Annotated in this window: 15 protein-coding genes; 8 read left to right on the top strand and 7 right to left on the bottom strand. The window is 60.0% G+C overall.

All coding sequences use genetic code 11. From position 1 onward, the window contains the following. The first annotated feature begins 99 nt into the window (after positions 1 to 99). The 3 genes from aroQ to accC are packed head-to-tail and all read left to right on the top strand — an operon-like array spanning position 100 to position 2389. Complete coding sequence (gene aroQ, locus KUV52_RS16575) at positions 100 to 564, top strand: type II 3-dehydroquinate dehydratase (RefSeq protein WP_222527057.1); 465 nt, start codon at positions 100 to 102, stop codon at positions 562 to 564. Between the two features lie 8 nt (positions 565 to 572). Next, positions 573 to 1031, top strand: coding sequence for an acetyl-CoA carboxylase biotin carboxyl carrier protein (accB, locus tag KUV52_RS16570; protein WP_222527056.1), 459 nt, complete (start codon positions 573 to 575; stop codon positions 1029 to 1031). An 11-nt stretch (positions 1032 to 1042) separates the two neighbouring features. Next, positions 1043 to 2389, top strand: a complete 1347-nt coding sequence (accC, locus tag KUV52_RS16565) for an acetyl-CoA carboxylase biotin carboxylase subunit (protein ID WP_222527055.1) — start codon at positions 1043 to 1045, stop codon at positions 2387 to 2389. 133 nt (positions 2390 to 2522) lie between these two features. On the opposite strand, the gene KUV52_RS16560 is transcribed toward accC, so the two are convergent. Further along, positions 2523 to 4112 (bottom strand): S8 family serine peptidase, encoded by a 1590-nt coding sequence (locus KUV52_RS16560; protein WP_222527054.1) that lies wholly within the window; start codon positions 4110 to 4112, stop codon positions 2523 to 2525. Positions 4113 to 4731: 619 nt separating this feature from the next. Between KUV52_RS16560 and KUV52_RS16555 the strand changes: the two genes are divergently transcribed. Next, a complete protein-coding gene (locus KUV52_RS16555; RefSeq protein ID WP_222527053.1) occupies positions 4732 to 6324 on the top strand; it encodes an AAA family ATPase in 1593 nt (530 codons plus the stop codon). Then, positions 6300 to 7757 (top strand): VWA domain-containing protein, encoded by a 1458-nt coding sequence (locus KUV52_RS16550; RefSeq protein WP_222527052.1) that lies wholly within the window; start codon positions 6300 to 6302, stop codon positions 7755 to 7757. The genes KUV52_RS16555 and KUV52_RS16550 overlap by 25 nt, the downstream gene beginning before the upstream one ends. Here KUV52_RS16550 and KUV52_RS16545 read toward each other — a convergent pair. The 5 genes from KUV52_RS16545 to KUV52_RS16525 all read right to left on the bottom strand — a co-directional run bounded on the left by KUV52_RS16545 (position 7754) and on the right by KUV52_RS16525 (position 12756). After that, a complete protein-coding gene (locus KUV52_RS16545; protein WP_409996486.1) occupies positions 7754 to 8488 on the bottom strand; it encodes a fumarate reductase iron-sulfur subunit in 735 nt (244 codons plus the stop codon). The two genes, KUV52_RS16550 and KUV52_RS16545, sit on opposite strands and share 4 nt — an antisense overlap. Continuing rightward, a complete protein-coding gene (locus tag KUV52_RS16540) occupies positions 8488 to 10449 on the bottom strand; it encodes a fumarate reductase flavoprotein subunit (RefSeq protein ID WP_222527050.1) in 1962 nt (653 codons plus the stop codon). The genes KUV52_RS16545 and KUV52_RS16540 overlap by 1 nt, the downstream gene beginning before the upstream one ends. A gap of 14 nt (positions 10450 to 10463) precedes the next feature. Beyond that, the gene (locus KUV52_RS16535) at positions 10464 to 11147 is read right to left on the bottom strand and encodes a fumarate reductase cytochrome b subunit (RefSeq protein ID WP_222527049.1); all 684 of its coding nucleotides are present in this window, start codon (positions 11145 to 11147) and stop codon (positions 10464 to 10466) included. Between the two features lie 91 nt (positions 11148 to 11238). Next, positions 11239 to 11940, bottom strand: a complete 702-nt coding sequence (locus KUV52_RS16530) for a succinate dehydrogenase/fumarate reductase cytochrome b subunit (RefSeq protein WP_222527048.1) — start codon at positions 11938 to 11940, stop codon at positions 11239 to 11241. Positions 11941 to 12090: 150 nt separating this feature from the next. Continuing rightward, the gene (locus KUV52_RS16525) at positions 12091 to 12756 is read right to left on the bottom strand and encodes a hypothetical protein (RefSeq protein WP_222527047.1); all 666 of its coding nucleotides are present in this window, start codon (positions 12754 to 12756) and stop codon (positions 12091 to 12093) included. A 199-nt stretch (positions 12757 to 12955) separates the two neighbouring features. Here KUV52_RS16525 and prmA point away from each other — a divergent pair, with 199 nt between their 5' ends. From prmA to fis, 3 genes are all read left to right on the top strand, one after another. Then, positions 12956 to 13843 (top strand): 50S ribosomal protein L11 methyltransferase, encoded by an 888-nt coding sequence (gene prmA, locus KUV52_RS16520; RefSeq protein WP_222527046.1) that lies wholly within the window; start codon positions 12956 to 12958, stop codon positions 13841 to 13843. Positions 13844 to 14063: 220 nt separating this feature from the next. Beyond that, positions 14064 to 15023 (top strand): tRNA dihydrouridine synthase DusB, encoded by a 960-nt coding sequence (gene dusB / locus KUV52_RS16515; protein ID WP_222527094.1) that lies wholly within the window; start codon positions 14064 to 14066, stop codon positions 15021 to 15023. 26 nt (positions 15024 to 15049) lie between these two features. Next, positions 15050 to 15358: a DNA-binding transcriptional regulator Fis gene (gene fis / locus KUV52_RS16510; protein WP_013343972.1), complete on the top strand. Its 309-nt coding sequence runs from the start codon at positions 15050 to 15052 to the stop codon at positions 15356 to 15358. Between the two features lie 76 nt (positions 15359 to 15434). Here fis and KUV52_RS16505 read toward each other — a convergent pair whose 3' ends face one another. Next, entirely contained in the window at positions 15435 to 15977 is a 543-nt protein-coding gene (locus KUV52_RS16505) for a protein tyrosine phosphatase family protein (RefSeq protein WP_222527045.1), read from the bottom strand. Positions 15978 to 16127: the final 150 nt, after the last annotated feature.

Below are 16127 nucleotides of genomic sequence, written 5' to 3'. Positions count from 1 at the left end.
GCCGTCCAAGTACGGGAAATCGGGAACTACTGGTCAGACTTTAGACGCCTCGTCAAATGGTCGCCTTTTCCCGGTAATATCGCTGCGGATGGGAGCAATATGTCGAACAATTTCCGGATTCTATTGGTCAACGGGCCCAACCTGAACCTGCTGGGTCAGCGCGAGCCGGGCCACTATGGTCACCAGACTCTGGGCGCCATTGTCGACACGCTGCGCCAGCAAGCCGAACAGGCTGGTGCCTCCCTGACCCATGTACAGAGCAACCATGAAGGGGAGCTCGTCGACGCGATCCATCAAAGCGATGCGGATTTCGTCATCATCAACCCCGCTGCATATACCCACACCAGCGTCGCCTTGCGGGATGCCCTGCTCGGTGTCGCCAAACCCTTTATCGAGGTTCACCTTTCCAACGTCCACGCCCGGGAGTCGTTTCGTCACACTTCCTACTTTTCTGACGTGGCCATCGGGGTGATCTGCGGCCTGGGAGCTGACGGTTACCGTTACGCCCTGGACGCCGCCCTCGCTTTTCTTAAACGGCAAGCATCTGATTTAAAACAGGACTGAGCGCCACCATGGACATTCGCAAAATTAAAAAACTGATTGAACTGGTTCAGGAATCCGGCATCGCCGAACTGGAGATCACTGAAGGCGAAGAAAGCGTACGCATCGCCAGCACCAGCACCGCTGCTCCGGCTCCGATGGCCTACGCGGCTCCGGCTCCGGTTGCTCCGGTAGCTCCGGTTGCTGCCGCGACCGCTGCTGCCCCGGCGGCTGACGCTGGCAGCGACGTGCCGGCTGGCCATCAGGTTCGCTCCCCGATGGTCGGTTCCTTCTACCGCGCTCCGACTCCGGGTGCCAAGCCGTTCGTTGAGGTGGGTGACACCGTGAACGTAGGCGACACCCTGTGCATCATCGAAGCGATGAAGATGATGAACCAGATCGAAGCGGACAAAGCCGGTGTCGTCAAAGCCATCCTGGCGGAAAACGGCGATCCCATCGAGTTTGACGAGCCCCTGTTCATCATCGAGTAAGGAAGGCCACCATGTTGGATAAAGTGGTGATCGCCAATCGCGGCGAAATTGCCTTGCGGATTCTCCGCGCCTGCCGCGAATTGGGGATCAAGACCGTAGCGGTGCACTCCACCGCCGATCGGGAACTGAAACACGTACTGCTGGCTGATGAGACCATCTGCATCGGCAAGGCACCGGCGACAGACAGCTACCTCAACATCCCGGCGATCATCGCCGCGGCTGAGGTCACTGACGCCATCGCCATCCACCCGGGCTACGGCTTCCTCGCAGAGAATGCCGATTTTGCCGAGCAGGTGGAAAAGAGCGGTTTCATCTTTATCGGCCCTACCGCCGATGTGATTCGCCTGATGGGCGACAAGGTGTCCGCGATCAGCGCCATGAAGAAAGCCGGTGTACCCTGTGTACCGGGTTCCGATGGCCCGCTGACCGAAGACAACCAGCGCAACGTACAAATTGCCAAGCGCATCGGTTACCCGGTGATCATCAAAGCCGCCGGTGGCGGTGGTGGTCGCGGTATGCGCGTTGTGCGCAACGAAGCCGAATTGTTGAAGTCCATCGAGCTGACCAAAGCGGAAGCCGGTGCCGCCTTCGGCAACGATACCGTCTACATGGAGAAATTCCTGGAGAACCCGCGCCACGTTGAGGTGCAGGTTCTGGCAGACGGTCAGGGCAACGCCATCCACCTGGGTGAGCGCGACTGCTCCATGCAGCGTCGTCACCAGAAAGTGGTGGAAGAAGCTCCGGCGCCGGGCATCACTGAAGAGATGCGTAAGTTTATCGGTGAGCGCTGTGCCAAAGCCTGTGTGGAGATTGGCTACCGTGGTGCCGGTACCTTCGAGTTCCTTTATGAAAACGGCGAGTTCTACTTTATCGAAATGAACACCCGTATTCAGGTGGAGCATCCGGTGACTGAGATGGTAACCGGCGTTGACCTGATTAAGGAGCAGCTGCGCATCGCCGCTGGCCAGCCCCTGTCCATCACCCAGGAGCAGGTCGTGATCCGTGGTCACGCCATCGAGTGTCGTATCAACGCGGAAGACCCCAACAACTTTATCCCCTCTCCGGGGACCATCACCCACTTCCACCCGCCCGGTGGCATGGGGATCCGTTGGGACAGCCACATCTACGCTGGCTACCGTGTACCGCCGCACTACGACTCCATGATCGGCAAGCTGATCACCTACGGTGAGAACCGTGGTATCGCCATCGCCCGCATGCGCAATGCCCTGCAGGAGCTGGTGGTCGACGGCATCAAGACCAACGTGCCGCTGCAGCAGCGCATCATGGCTGACGAGAACTTCCAGAACGGTGGGACCAACATCCACTATCTGGAGAAGAAGCTCGAAGCAGAGAAGTAAGCGTGCGCCTGCATTGCTGAACTTAAAAACCGGCCAATTGGCCGGTTTTTGTTTGTCTCTCACCCGAGCAAGAACACCCTGATACCAGACCGAAAAAAGCCCCGGCCATGGCCGGGGCTTTATCGTTCTTATGTTAGCGCTTGGGGCCCTTGTCCGGCTTACCGCCGCCGTTGCCGCCGCCACCGTTACCGCCACCGCCATTGTCACCACCGCCACAGCCGTTGGCTGCCAGGTGGTCGCTGGCCGCTTTGGCCTGAACCAGACCGTGGCCATAGGCATTGTCACGGCCCGCTGCGCCCAAATCTTCAGCGGTTGCCGCCAGAGCCGCACGGATATCCGCGTTGCTGCAGGTGGCGTGATGGCTCCATACCAGAGCGGCTACGCCCACCACGTGCGGGGTCGCCATGGAGGTGCCGTTAAAGTAAGCGTAGTTATCGGCCATCACATCAATGGACGCACTGGCACCCAACTGACCCATCAGAGCCGCACCATCAGTGTCACTGACGCCGACTGAAGGGATGTTAGTGGCCACGCCACCGAGCGTGCCATAAAGCTGGCCCGGCTCATTGTTGTAGATGATGGCGCCGATGCCGCCACCGGCCTGACAAGCCAGGACCTTATCGGAGAAGGAGATGTTGCCGCGGGCGATCAGGCAGATGTTGCCTGCCGCTGCGGTACACGCAGACTCACCCAGGCCGCAGTCCACCAAACCACCGGTAACGCTGCCCTGAGGAGATCCCTCCATGCCAGCGGCATCCACACCAGTACCGGCAACACTCAGAGTGGCGATGCTGGCAGTGCCCATCGGCACGGTAGAAAGCACCCCAACGCCGGGACCCGCCAGTTCAACCTGGTCGGTCTGCTGGGAGAAGCTGGCCACCGCCTTGTTCTCATCAATGGCCGCAACAGAGACCACTGAGCCATAGGAGGCCGGATAGGAGTGACGGGTGTTGCCGTCGTTCCCCGCCGCAGCGATGCTGAGGATCCCCTCGCTGTCAGCCTGCGCAAATGCCTGCTCTTCAAAGCGGCTCTTGCGGTCGCCACCCAGGCTCATGTTGATCACCATGTTTTCGCTGCCTTTGGCCGCTTTACAAGCGTCCAGTGCGGCCACCAGACCAGAGGAGTAGGCCCAGCCATCCGCACCAAATACCTTGATGATATGCAGGTTCAGGTTGCCGCTGGGCAGCACGCCCACCACGCCTTTACCGTTGCCACCAACACCCGCGATGGTGCCGGCAACGTGGGTACCATGGCTGTTTTCATCTGTGTTCCAGCTGCCGGTGCCCGGATCGTCGGTTCCGTTCACTACCGCGCCATGAAACAGATCCTCATGGCCGCCGTCGTAACCGGAGTCGATGATGCACACCTTGGTGTTCCCGGCCGCCGCATCAGAGAGCTGGTCAGCCTGCACCATGGGAATGCCGTAGGGGGTGGTTTCCGCCATCAGGTAACGCTTCACGTCTTCCTCAACGTACTCGACGTTGGGGTGATTCTGCATCGCCTTAAGGGCAGCGGGAGAGAGAGAAACCGCCATCGCGGCCCGGCCAGGCAGGTCCAGTTTGACCTTACCTTTCGCCGATTGAACCTGGGCACGAACCGCCTGCCCTTTGCCGTGCTGATATTTAACAATGTAGCGGGCGTCTTCCGCTGCCATTGCCGTGGGGCTCATCAGCATCGCAGCCGCGACGCCAGCCAAAGCCAAACCCTGGTATTTCATGCTCATTGTCACTCCTGATGACTTTTCATTTTTGTGAGATGAGCAGTCCGGTCTTACCGACCGACAATCTGACCGCAGAATCACAAGCTAGCGCCCGTTCCTCCCTGACGCAAAACCCCCTCACCGTTTAGAACAGTCAAAATAATGACGCTAACCACCTAATCAAATTGAACTTTTTCCAATCGTTACAAGTTGTTAACAATCAATTTCTGTCATCGCCCGTCTTTTTAAGTCCGACCCGCCATGACACTTCATCCGATTGATTAATAAAGATTATTTAACGTAATTCATCTGTTTGATACCCTTTGGCTATATGCTTATAGCCAACAACTTAGTCCTGTCGAACTTCCCACCTGGATCACGGCACCACCACCAGCCTTCTCCGTATGCTAGTCCGACGCTGTTGTAGGGGGAGAGAGCCGGTGGTACCGATGTTGTGGAGTTTTGGAGGGCTGCTCAGTCTCGTCGCACTGTGGCTGTGGCGACGAAATGCCGGGCCTGAGCCACGTCCGTCCGACGATCCGACCCCTCGCTCCTGTCCCCGCTGCAAATTTGTGCAGGGCTATGCCGAAGCCCCCTGCCCCCATTGTGAGATCCACCCTCAGCCGAAACGGGAGACCCTGTCATGAGCCCACGTCGTCAACATCTTCAGGGGTTGTTGGAGGACCTTGGCCAAGGTCTGTATGAGCGGGATGAAACCCTGTCGGTGGCGCTGCTGGCAACATTGTCAGGGCACCACAGCTTTCTCTACGGCCCACCGGGAACCGGAAAGAGTCTGCTGGCCAGGCGCATCGCCGCCGCATTTACCGACAGCCGCTACTTCGAATGCCTGATGAATCGTTTCAGCACGCCGGATGAGGTGTTTGGCCCGGTGGCGTTAAGTGCGCTGAGAAATGACCAGTACCAACGCCAGATCCAGGGGTACCTGCCCTGGGCCGACCTCGCCTTTCTCGACGAGATATTCAAAGCCAGTCCCGCCATCCTCAACACCCTGCTTACGCTGATTAACGAACGTCAGTTCCGTAATGGCGACACGCTGATCAAGGTGCCGCTAAAGGGGCTGATCACCGCGGCCAACGAGATCCCCGATCCCGAACAGGGGCTGGAGGCGCTCTATGATCGCCTGCTGGTGAGACTGGTTGCCGCCCCCACCTCAGAGTGGCAGCACTTTGCTGCGCTGATCCAGACCCCCACACAGGACTCGATCACGGTTCGTCAGCCCATCGATAACTCCACCTGGCAGACATGGCGACAGGGGATCCCCACGGTGACCCTTAGCGAGGACACCCTGACGGCACTCGGCCAGATCCGCACCCGCCTGGCCGAGGACCTGCCGGAGCTCTACCTGTCCGATCGTCGCTGGCAGTGGGCCGTCAGCCTGATCAAGGCTGCGGCCTACCTTGAGGATCGCGACACCACCCACCCGGCCGACCTGCTGTTGCTGAATCACATGCTGTGGCACCAGCCGGAACAGCGGCATCAGGTTCAGGAGCGGATCCTCGACGCTCTGTGTCAGCTCCCCCAACGCGTTGACCCGGCACTGGCGCAACTGGAACAGCTGGATGAGCGTTTACACAGCCTGCTGTTTTATACCGAAGATCAGTACGACACGGTGGAGTTCTTCCCCCAGCAATTCTTCTTTGCCAATGGGGGCGAGCAGCGCCAGCAACGAGGCGGTTACTTCTACGTACAGCGTCAGGCCGTCCATATCCATCGCCGGGCCGAACCGGTTCATTTTGATTTTTTTGTGCACCAGTCGCAGATGGCCAGCCGGGAGCCATTCCACCCCTTCGATCCCCTCGGACACCAAAGGGAGAATGTGCAGTGCCAGTTTCGGGACAACGGCATTCTGACCATCCGCTATGACGAGATGGGGCGGTTTGCCAACAGCACCTTCGAGGTTGAGCCCTACTCGCCCCCCCGCAAACACCGCCGCGGTGATCGACGCTACCCGGTCGACATTACCCATCTGAATACCCTCCTGGCAGAGCTGGACGAGGTGGAGCTGACGCTGTGCCAGATGAAGCAGCAGGCGGAAGTGGCGCTGGCCACACAGCGCCAACAGCCCAAGCCGCTGTTTATTCCGCAGGCATCCGTTAAGGCCATGCAGGAGGGCTGGGCTCAGGGCATCAGCGATCTGGAACTGGCGCTGCTGCGATGCACGGCGCTGCGCAGTCTGGCGGAAGATCCCCAATGCTCGACCTGCGCAGCCAGTTAACCGGCGTAGATCAGCTGCTGGCCCGCTCCCCCAGCATGGAAGCCCGTCTGGCCCAAACCCTGACGGAGCTGGACCGCGATGCCCGACGCATTCTCGAACAGGAGTGCCCCTTTCGCGCCCGGCTGGAACACCTGAACAGTGCGGAGAATGATCTTGTTGCCAACGGCATCGGATTAGCGCAACTGGCTGAGTGGTTGCCCCTGCACGAACAGGTGATGGCGGAGTGCGGACGACCGCCCAAATCCACCTTTTGGGCCACCCAGCTGACGCAGCTGCGTCAGCGCCATGTCGACCCCACCCCTCTCGCCCGCCTGCTGCTGAAGGAGCAACGCACCGCCCTGGAGAAAGCCCAGGCCCAATGGCGGTTGGCCCGGCTGGCCGCGCTGCGGGCCGATTATCTGGCCAGGCTTCAGGCCTGGCTGGATACCCTGATCGCCCTCTCCCGCCGCTATCAAAGCCTGGGGCTGGACCCGGGTGTGCTGGTGGACTTTTCTGACGGCGTGCCTTTGCAGCAGACGGAAGCGCTCCTGAGTCGCTGGGCAGACTACCTGGCGGGCAATCCGGGGATCCTCGCGCTGTGCCAATGCATAGGACAGCATCGGCAACCTCAGACCCAAACCACGCAACACCGGGTTACCCGACGGGTGCCCTGCTGGCGACCCCAACCCAATGCGCCAGCGCCCGATGAACTGTTTGGCCTGCTGCCCGGACGGGAGCTGCCTCAATTGCTGCCCAGCGAGTGGGCTCAACTGGGGGATCCAGAGCTGGCGACGCTGTTTGAGTTGAAGTACCTGGAGAGCAAACTGCTGGCCTACCAGCGCCGTGGCTGGCAATCGGAACGCCAGTGGCGGGAGGAGACCCGATGGGAACCCTGTGAAACCGTGCGCGCCAAAGGCCCGATGGTGATCGCGGTGGACACCAGCCTGTCGATGCAGGGAACGCCTGAAACCGCCGCCAAAGCGATCGCCCTGGCCCTGGCCGCCTCAGCCCGGGCCGAGAACCGTCCGGTCCATCTGATCAACTTTGCGACGGCCGTGGCGGAACAGGACCTGAGCCAAAGTGGCAGCGGGCTGTTGCCCTTCCTGCAGCTCAGCTTTCATGGCGGAACCGATGTGGCGATCGCTCTGGAAGCCACTCTGGAGACTTTGGAGAATCCCGACTACGAACTGGCGGATCTGGTGCTGCTGTCCGATATGGTGCTGGCAGACCTGCCGGTCTCTCTGCTTGAGCGGCTGAACCTGGCCCGCCAGTCAGGGCATCAGATCCATGCAGTGGCAATCGGCGAGGTGGTCAGGGAGAGCAGCCTGATACCGGCGCTGGATTGCCAGTGGCAGTTCAATCCTGAACAGGGGGATATTGATCTGAAGAAGGGAGAAGCCCCTGCCGCGGCGGCGGCGACACCGCTCTGGCAGGGGTTGGCGGGTTCCGCTTAGAGGATGCGGGGGCCGCGCACCAATTGACGGCGCAGGTAGGCGATCTGAGACTGGTGGTTCAGATCCTTCGGACAGTTGTCCTGGCACCCCAGCAGGGTCATGCAGCCAAACACACCATCCTCATCACCGATCACGTGATAGAAGTCCTCCGGCGCCCGGGCATCACGGCTGTCCAGGGCGAAACGGGCCACCTTGTTGAAGCCAACGGCACTGATAAAGGTGTCGCGCATCTGAGCGGTGGCACAGCCCGCCACGCAGCAGCCGCACTCAACGCAACGGTCCGCCTCGTAGATCGCTTCCGCCAGGGCCGGATCCATCGGAGTCTCCAGGGCATCAATGCTCAGCTCTTCCGACTTGGGGTGCAGCCAGGCGCCAAGGCGCTCAGACAGGGCACGCATAAACTTACCGGTGTTGACCGACAGGTCACCAATCAGCTCAAAGCCCGGCAGCGGCATCAGGGTGATCACGGAGTTGGAGAAGGTGCTGGTCAGGGTGCGGCAGGCCAGGGTCGGCTTGCCGTTGATCACCATGGCGCAGCTGCCACAGATCCCCGCCCGGCAGACAAAATCGAACTGCAGAGAGCGGTCCTGCTCCTCCCGCAGGCGGTTAAGGGCGATGAACACGGTCATGCCCGGAGTCTCCTCCATCTCAAACCGCTCAGTGCGCGGCTTGTCACCCGGCAACTGGGGGTCAAAGCGAAAGATCTCGAAAGTCAGGGTACGGGCGCTCATCAAGACTCTCCTGTGCGGCGCTGGTTACGGGCCTGGTAAGCCTCAGGCAGTTCAAAGGGCATCAGCGCCTGCTGACGTTCAAATCGGTCGGCTTCGGGATTGGCCGCATCCCAGGCGGCAATCTCGGCCTCACGCCGGGCGGTGTCCGGATGAGGAATGGCGTTATCGATGCCGTAGCCACGGTAGCCCGGCGGCAGCTCCATCTTCATCACGTCCAGTTCCTCGTAGCTCAGCTCCGGGCCGACAGCGGCTTCCGGCCAGCGCACCAGGGTGCGTTTGAGCCACTCCTGGTCGTTGCGCTGAGGGTAATCCTCACGAGCATGAGCGCCGCGGCTTTCGGTACGGGCGGCTGCCGCAGTGGCGATGCACAGCGCCAGCTTGATCATACGGGGCACCTTAAGCGCCTCAACCAGCTCCGGATTGCTGTGGCGACGTTTGTTCTGCAGCGCGATGTTCTGGCTGCGGGCAAGCAGGCCGGTCAACTCCGTCACCGCCTTGTCCAGTTCAGCACCGGTGCGGAAGATCCCCACCTTATCCATCATCAGCTCTTCCATGGCCCGACGCAGCTCAAACACATCTTCGCCGCTGTCCCGAGCCAACAGAGCATCGATCTCCGCCTGCTCTGACACCACAAACTGCTCCGCCAGTTCACGCTCACCCATGGGGGTGCGCTTACTGGCGTCCGCAACCGCTTCGCCAATGATCATGCCAGCCACTACAGTTTCCGCCAGAGAGTTGCCTCCCAGTCGGTTGAAGCCATGCATGTCCCAGCACGCCGCTTCACCCACGGCATACAGGCCTTTCAGGCCATCGCTCTCGCCCTCGGCGTTGGTGCGGATGCCCCCCATGGAGTAGTGCTGAGTGGGCCGTACCGGGATCCACTCTTTCACCGGGTCGATGCCGAGGAAGTACTGGCAGATCTCCTGCACTTCGCGCAGGTTCTTCTCGATATGCGCTTTGCCCAGCAGGGTGATGTCCAGCCAGAGGTGATCGCCGTAGGGACTGGGTACGCCCTTGCCCTTACGCATGTGTTCGGTCATGCGGCGGGAAACCACATCCCGGGACGCCAACTCTTTCTTCTCGGGCTCGTAGTCCGGCATAAAGCGATGGCCGTCCACGTCCCGCAGGATACCGCCGTCACCGCGGCACCCCTCTGTGGTGAGGATCCCTACCGGCACAATGGCGGTGGGGTGGAACTGCACCGCTTCCGGGTTACCCAGGGCCACCGTGCCGGTTTCCAGCGCAATGGCGGCACCGGTGCCTTCACAGATGATGGCGTTGGTCGAGACCGACCAGAGGCGTCCATAGCCGCCGGTGGCGATGGTGGTGGTGCGGGCCAGGTAGGCGATCAGTTCGCCGGTTACCAGGCAGCGCACCACGGCACCGTGGCAACGCTCGCCATCGTGGATAAGGCGTACCGCTTCCATCCGCTCATGCACCTGGATTCCCATCCCAATCGCCTGGTTATCCAGGGCATAAAGCAGGGAGTGACCGGTGCCGTCGGAGGTATAGCAGGTGCGCCATTTCTTGGTGCCACCAAAGTCCCGGGCATTGATCAGGCCGTGGGCCTCGTCGGGTTCATTGAGGGTGACTTTCTCGGCATTGACCACCACCTGACGGGGACCGGCAGTAACGCGGGTCCACGGCACGCCCCAGTTGGCGGCTTCGCGTACCGCTTTGGGCGCCACATGGGTAAACATCCGGGCCACATCCTGATCGCAGCCCCAGTCGGAGCCTTTGACCGTATCGTGGAAGTGGACGTCCTCGTTGTCGCCTTCACCCTTGAGGCTGTTCCCCAGGCTGGCCTGCATGCCCCCCTGGGCAGCGGCAGAGTGGGAACGCTTGGCGGGGATGAGCGACAACACCGTCGTATCAAGGCCCTGCTGGCGGCAGGCGATGGCTACCCGGAGACCGGCCAGGCCTCCGCCAATCACCAACGCATCGGTGTAGATGGTCTTCATTGCTTCCTTTTCTCTCAGTTAGCCAACTGGGCGTAGCGGACAAAGGCCAGCAACGAAGCCAGGCCAATGCCAATAAACAGAACACTGAGCAGACCCCTCAGTCTGACCAGCAAAGCACGGCGCTCCGGGGAGACGGTGCACCATTTCATGACCAGGCGGTAAACCCCAACCACCGCGTGCAGTTCAACGGCAGCCAGCAGCGGCAGGTAGAGCCAGAGCATCCGCTGATCCCATACCCGTGCTGCCGAGCCTTCAGGGCCGATGGTTTCCGGCTGATTGATCATCATCCACAGGTGGGCGGGCAGCAGCAGAAACAGCACAAACCCGGTGATCACCTGCCAGCGCCACAGCCGGGTTTCCGGGCTGTCGACAGAACCAAGCTGGCGATTCAGGGCCCGCCACTGACGCAGGTTCTGAGGAAACTTTCTCAGCGCCGTAACCGCGTGCACGGCCACCAGGAGCAGCACTCCCAGCCCCAGTACACTCACCACCACCGGATACCCCTGTCCCGAGGGATCCAAAAACGCCAACTCCATGTTCCGGGCCACGAATCGCATCGCTTCCGGGCCCAACAGGATGGAGGAGACCAACAGCAGGTGAACCCAAAGAAACAGCGCCAAAAGGCCACCGGTCAGACTTTGGGCCAGATCAGCGGTGGCCGCCCAACGGGAAAAGCGGGGGGAGATCCGGTCATTCATTTTTGCTTCCTTGTTCTGACTGACATTCACTTGCCTAAGGTGTATCACCTACCGTGAATCATCGTTTCGATCAAGAACAAGGTTTTGGCGATCAGTTGCCCAACATCACAGTTTTACTTTGGTTGAAGGACAATCCATTACTGACATGAGCGCCCAGACTTGTGCCACCCAGAATCAGCAGATAAACCACCAGAATCGCCGCAAACCGGCGCAGGACCAGACGTTTACCGAAGTTGGGCCACCATTTCAGTACCAACCGAACCAGGCCGACCACAGCGTGCAATACCGCTAGAGGCAGCAACAGGCCATACAGCAACCAGCCCCCCTCATTGACGATGCGCAACGCGGAAGGCTCTACGCCAATATTGTGCGGTTGGGTCAGCATGGTGATCAGGTGAACCGGCAGCACCACCATCAGGGCAATGCCGGTGATCAACTGCACGCCCCAGAGCCAGGTGCCGCCATGACGGACATGGCCCAACTGGCGGCTCAGAGCCTGCCACTGACGGAAAAGAATGGGGACCCGGCGCAGCGCTGCCCAGACGTGCAGCGCCAGCAGGGTCAAAATGACGAGCGCGGCAGCCACCACCATGGCGGCGTAGCCGTGACCAGCGGGGTCAGCCCAACCGGCATGCAGCACCCAGGCTACCGTTTCAAAGGCCTCAGGGCCGATAAGAATGCTGGCTTCCAGATGCAGGTGCATCAACAGGAACAGAGCCAGAATACCGCCACACAGCCCTTGGATGATGTCCATCTGGGCTGGGCCGCGGCCAAAAGAGATAAGTTTGCGCATGGTGAGGCTTCAGCCGAAGTAACGATTCAGCCTTTCACCATAGAGCCGGGCCCACAATCAGGAATTGATTCGAATCAACTTCAGATCAAGATCACATTGGTCGGGCCAATGGGCGTGAGCCGCGTCACGCCACTTACCCATGAACCACCGTCAAAGGGCGAATCCAGGCACCCCTCGCAGTGCCGTCACGACCCAGGCGATGACAAACACCAACAGATAGGAGCTGACTCCCAGGCGCCAACGGCGCGCAAACAGACTCTCCGGATTTCGTGGCCACCAGCGCACAATCAGACGACCCAGTCCCAGCAGCGCGTGCAGTATCAACACCGGTACCAACATCACATAGAGAAGTCGGCTACCAAGTGACGTGAGTCGCTGAGACCAATCGTTGAACTCCGGATTTGGGGGGGACTGCACCAGCGTGTAGCACAGCAGCACAGCCAGAGGCAGCAACAGGACACCGCTGACGACCTGCACCTGGTGATAGAAGCGCTCCCAACGAATTGGCGGCTTGCGACCAAACCCGTGGCGCTCGTTCAAAGGCGGCTTATCCTGAGGTTCGGTCAGCGCCAGGTAACCATGCAGCGAAAACAGGCCGAGCAGAATAATGGTGGCCATCCAGCCACTGAGTCCGACGTCGATGGGGCACTCATGGATCCAGTTTCGGATCGGGGCAAGCGGGCGGGGACCAAATATCTGGTCGACCCCCCATTGAAAGGAGAACAAAAGATCGAGGGCCAGAATGCCTCCTGCGGCCCCTTGCAACCAACGTCGGTAAAGCGCAAACCGACGAGGCGATGCGTGCAGTGTGTCCATGCAATAAACAAAAGAAGAAAACGTCCCCTAACATAGCGAGCTTGGTGTGATCCAGACCGTGACTTGAATCAAATTGAATCATCCACTAGTGCCTGCAATCCCCCAGTTACGGTTCAACCGCTGAAAAAAGAAACGCTGGCGAATCCGGGCTGAGCCATTACAATTCGCCCCCTAATCCACCCTTATTCCAGAGAGACGCATGGCTTGGATCCAGATCCGCCTCAACGCCACCAACGACACCGCCGAAACCATCAGTGACGAACTGATGGAACTGGGCGCGGCCTCCGTAACCTTTGTTGACGCTCAGGACACCCCGGTTTTTGAGCCCCTTCCCGGCGAAACCCGCCTCTGGGGTGACACCGACGTGATTGGCCTGTTTGACGCCGTTACCGATATGGCCCCGGTGATCGAGGGCCTCAAGGCGATGCCGGAGTTGGCCAGCCAGATGACCTATAAGGTGGAAGCGCTGGAGGATAAGGACTGGGAGCGTGAGTGGATGGATAACTTCCACCCGATGCAGTTTGGCCGCCGCCTGTGGATCTGCCCCTCCTGGCGTGAAGCGCCGGAGCCGGATGCGGTGAACGTGATGCTGGACCCCGGCCTGGCCTTCGGTACCGGCACCCACCCCACCACCGCGCTGTGCCTGACCTGGCTGGATGGCCTGGACCTGAGCGACAAGTCCGTGGTGGACTTCGGTTGCGGCTCCGGCATCCTGGCCATCGCCGCCATCAAGCTCGGTGCCCAAACCGTGGTGGGCCTGGATATCGACCCCCAGGCCCTGACCGCTTCCGCCGACAACGCCCAGCGAAATGGCGTTGAAGAGAAGCTCACCGTTTATCTGCCCAAGGACCAGCCGGAGAACCTGCAGGCCGATGTGGTGGTTGCCAACATCCTGGCTGGCCCCCTGCGGGAGCTGGCACCGGTGATCAGCGGTCTGGTCAAACCCGGCGGTCAACTGGCCCTGTCCGGTCTGCTGGTTGAACAGGCGGAAGAGCTGCGCGCCATCTACGGCCAATGGTTCGATCTGAACCCGACCGCAGTCGAAGGTGACTGGTGTCGTCTGGACGGAACCAAGCGCACCGACTGATCCCAGTTCGCTCACTCCTTAAGCGGCACAAAATTTAGCCAATCCCGGGGCGCGCATGAAAGTGAGTGACCGCTAACGTCACCGTCCCCATTGCGCCCCGATTTTCCGAAAGATTGTCAAGCAAAAAAATTTGCGCTGCGTTCATTTTCTAACCTTCCCAGGCCAGAAAAAAAGGAGTAATATTCGCCCCCTCGTAAACGAGCGGGACGGAAAAGTGACCTTGAAAATTGGACCCTATCAACTGGATAACCAGCTGGTCGTGGCCCCGATGGCCGGAGTCACGGATCTCCCCTTCCGCCAGCTGTGTTGCCAATTAGGCGCCGGTCTGGCCGTGTCAGAAATGCTCTCATCCAACCCCTTGGTTTGGGCAACGGAGAAATCCATGGCACGGATGGACCACAGCGGTGAGACAGGGATCCGTTCCGTCCAAATCGCCGGCTGTGAGCCCGAGTTGATGGCTCAGGCCGCCCAGTTCAATGTGGAACGGGGCGCGCAGATCATCGACATCAATATGGGTTGCCCGGCCAAAAAAGTTAATAAGAAGCTGGCTGGCTCAGCATTGCTGCGCCACCCGGATCTGGTGCGCCAAATCCTCGAAGCCGTGGTTAACGCGGTTGAGGTGCCGGTGACCCTCAAGATCCGCACCGGATGGGACCCGGAAAACCGCAACGGCGTTGAGATTGCTCAAATCGCCGAGCAGAGTGGCATCGCTGCCCTCGCTGTGCATGGCCGTACCCGGCAATGCATGTACAAAGGCGAGGCGGAGTACGACACCATTGCTGCCATCAAGCGGTCCGTGTCCATGCCGGTGATCGCCAATGGCGATATCGACAGCCCGGAGAAGGCCAAACACGTGTTGGACTACACCGGCGTCGACGGACTCATGATCGGTCGTCCGGCTCAGGGTCGTCCCTGGATCTTCCGTGAGATTCAGCACTACCTGGACACTGGAGAACACCTGCCCCCCCCGTCAAGGGAGGAGCGAAAGGTACTGATGCTGGGGCATCTGGAACACCTTCACGCCTTTTACGGGGACGAGCGCGGCATGCGCATCGCCCGGAAACACGTGGGATGGTATCTGGACCATCAGCAGCAGCCGGAACTGCGGCGCGAGTTCAATGCCTTGGACTGCGCCAGCGCACAGCGCGAAGCCCTGGCCGGCTTCTTCGAACGACATTGATTGTAAAGAGACAGAGCAAAGACAGTATGTTTGACCAGCAGAACTCCTTTTCTGAAGCGCACCAACTGACCGTAGGCCAGATCGAAACCCCGAACGGTACCGTTAAGCCCCAGTTACTGCGCGACTCCGTGAAGCGTGCCGTAAGCAACTACTTTGCTCAACTGGACGGTCAGGAAGCCTCCGAAGTGTACGAAATGGTGCTGTGCGAAGTAGAACAGCCGCTGCTGGACATCGTCATGCAGTACACCCGTGGCAACCAGACCCGTGCTGCCAACATCCTCGGCATCAACCGCGGTACTCTGCGTAAGAAGCTGAAGAAATACGGCATGAACTAAGAGCGTTGCTCTGAAGATGCAAAAACCCGAGTCCTCTGACTCGGGTTTTTTTGTGCCTGTTAACCGGGTATCGCACTCACCCCTGCTGGTTGGCTTTCACCTGCTCAATCAGTTGTGCCCACTGCGGGTACTCCTTCAGGCTCTGCTCCAGCTCTCCCCAAGGCGCCATGATCTCCGCCTTATCGGGCTCGCTCCCTTCGCCACGGTTTACCCACTCATAGAGATAAACAAACGCTGAGGCGCGGTAGTTGGCCAGACAGTGCACCAGCACATTTTTATCCTGGTATTTCGCCATGGTGTTGAGGAACGCATCGACGTCCTCCACTTTGGGCGCTTGCCAATCCACCGGGATCGCGACGTACACCATACCGGCATCGGTCACCAGTTCCGCTTCATTGTTGTATGACTTATTGCTGCTGTCCGGCATCAGGTTGATCACCACCTCAACCCCGGACACCTTGAGCTGAGTAAACGCCTCGGGGGTGGGCAGGCCGGAGGTCACCAGCGATGGGGTTACGCTCTGAAAGGCGCGGATCTCCTGCAGAGGAGTCGCCTCAATGGGGGTCGCATAAGCCAGGGGGGCGGCGAGCAGGGCCGCCACCAGTGGAAGCATTTTCATCTGCCATTCCTTTGTATATATCGGCGTTCTACAGGCCTCAACCAGGGCCAATAAGTTCAGCTCATGATGCCAAACTTTGACGAAACACTCAGAGTAAAACCCCCGACCTGCTGCAACATCGCGCCGGATCCGCGGCTTTCTGTCCGATGG

Source organism: Ferrimonas balearica (genome assembly GCF_019802055.1).
GTDB lineage: Bacteria > Pseudomonadota > Gammaproteobacteria > Enterobacterales > Shewanellaceae > Ferrimonas > Ferrimonas balearica_A.
Note: the sequence above shows the minus strand (reverse complement) of the source record. Positions and strands in the feature narration are given on the sequence as shown.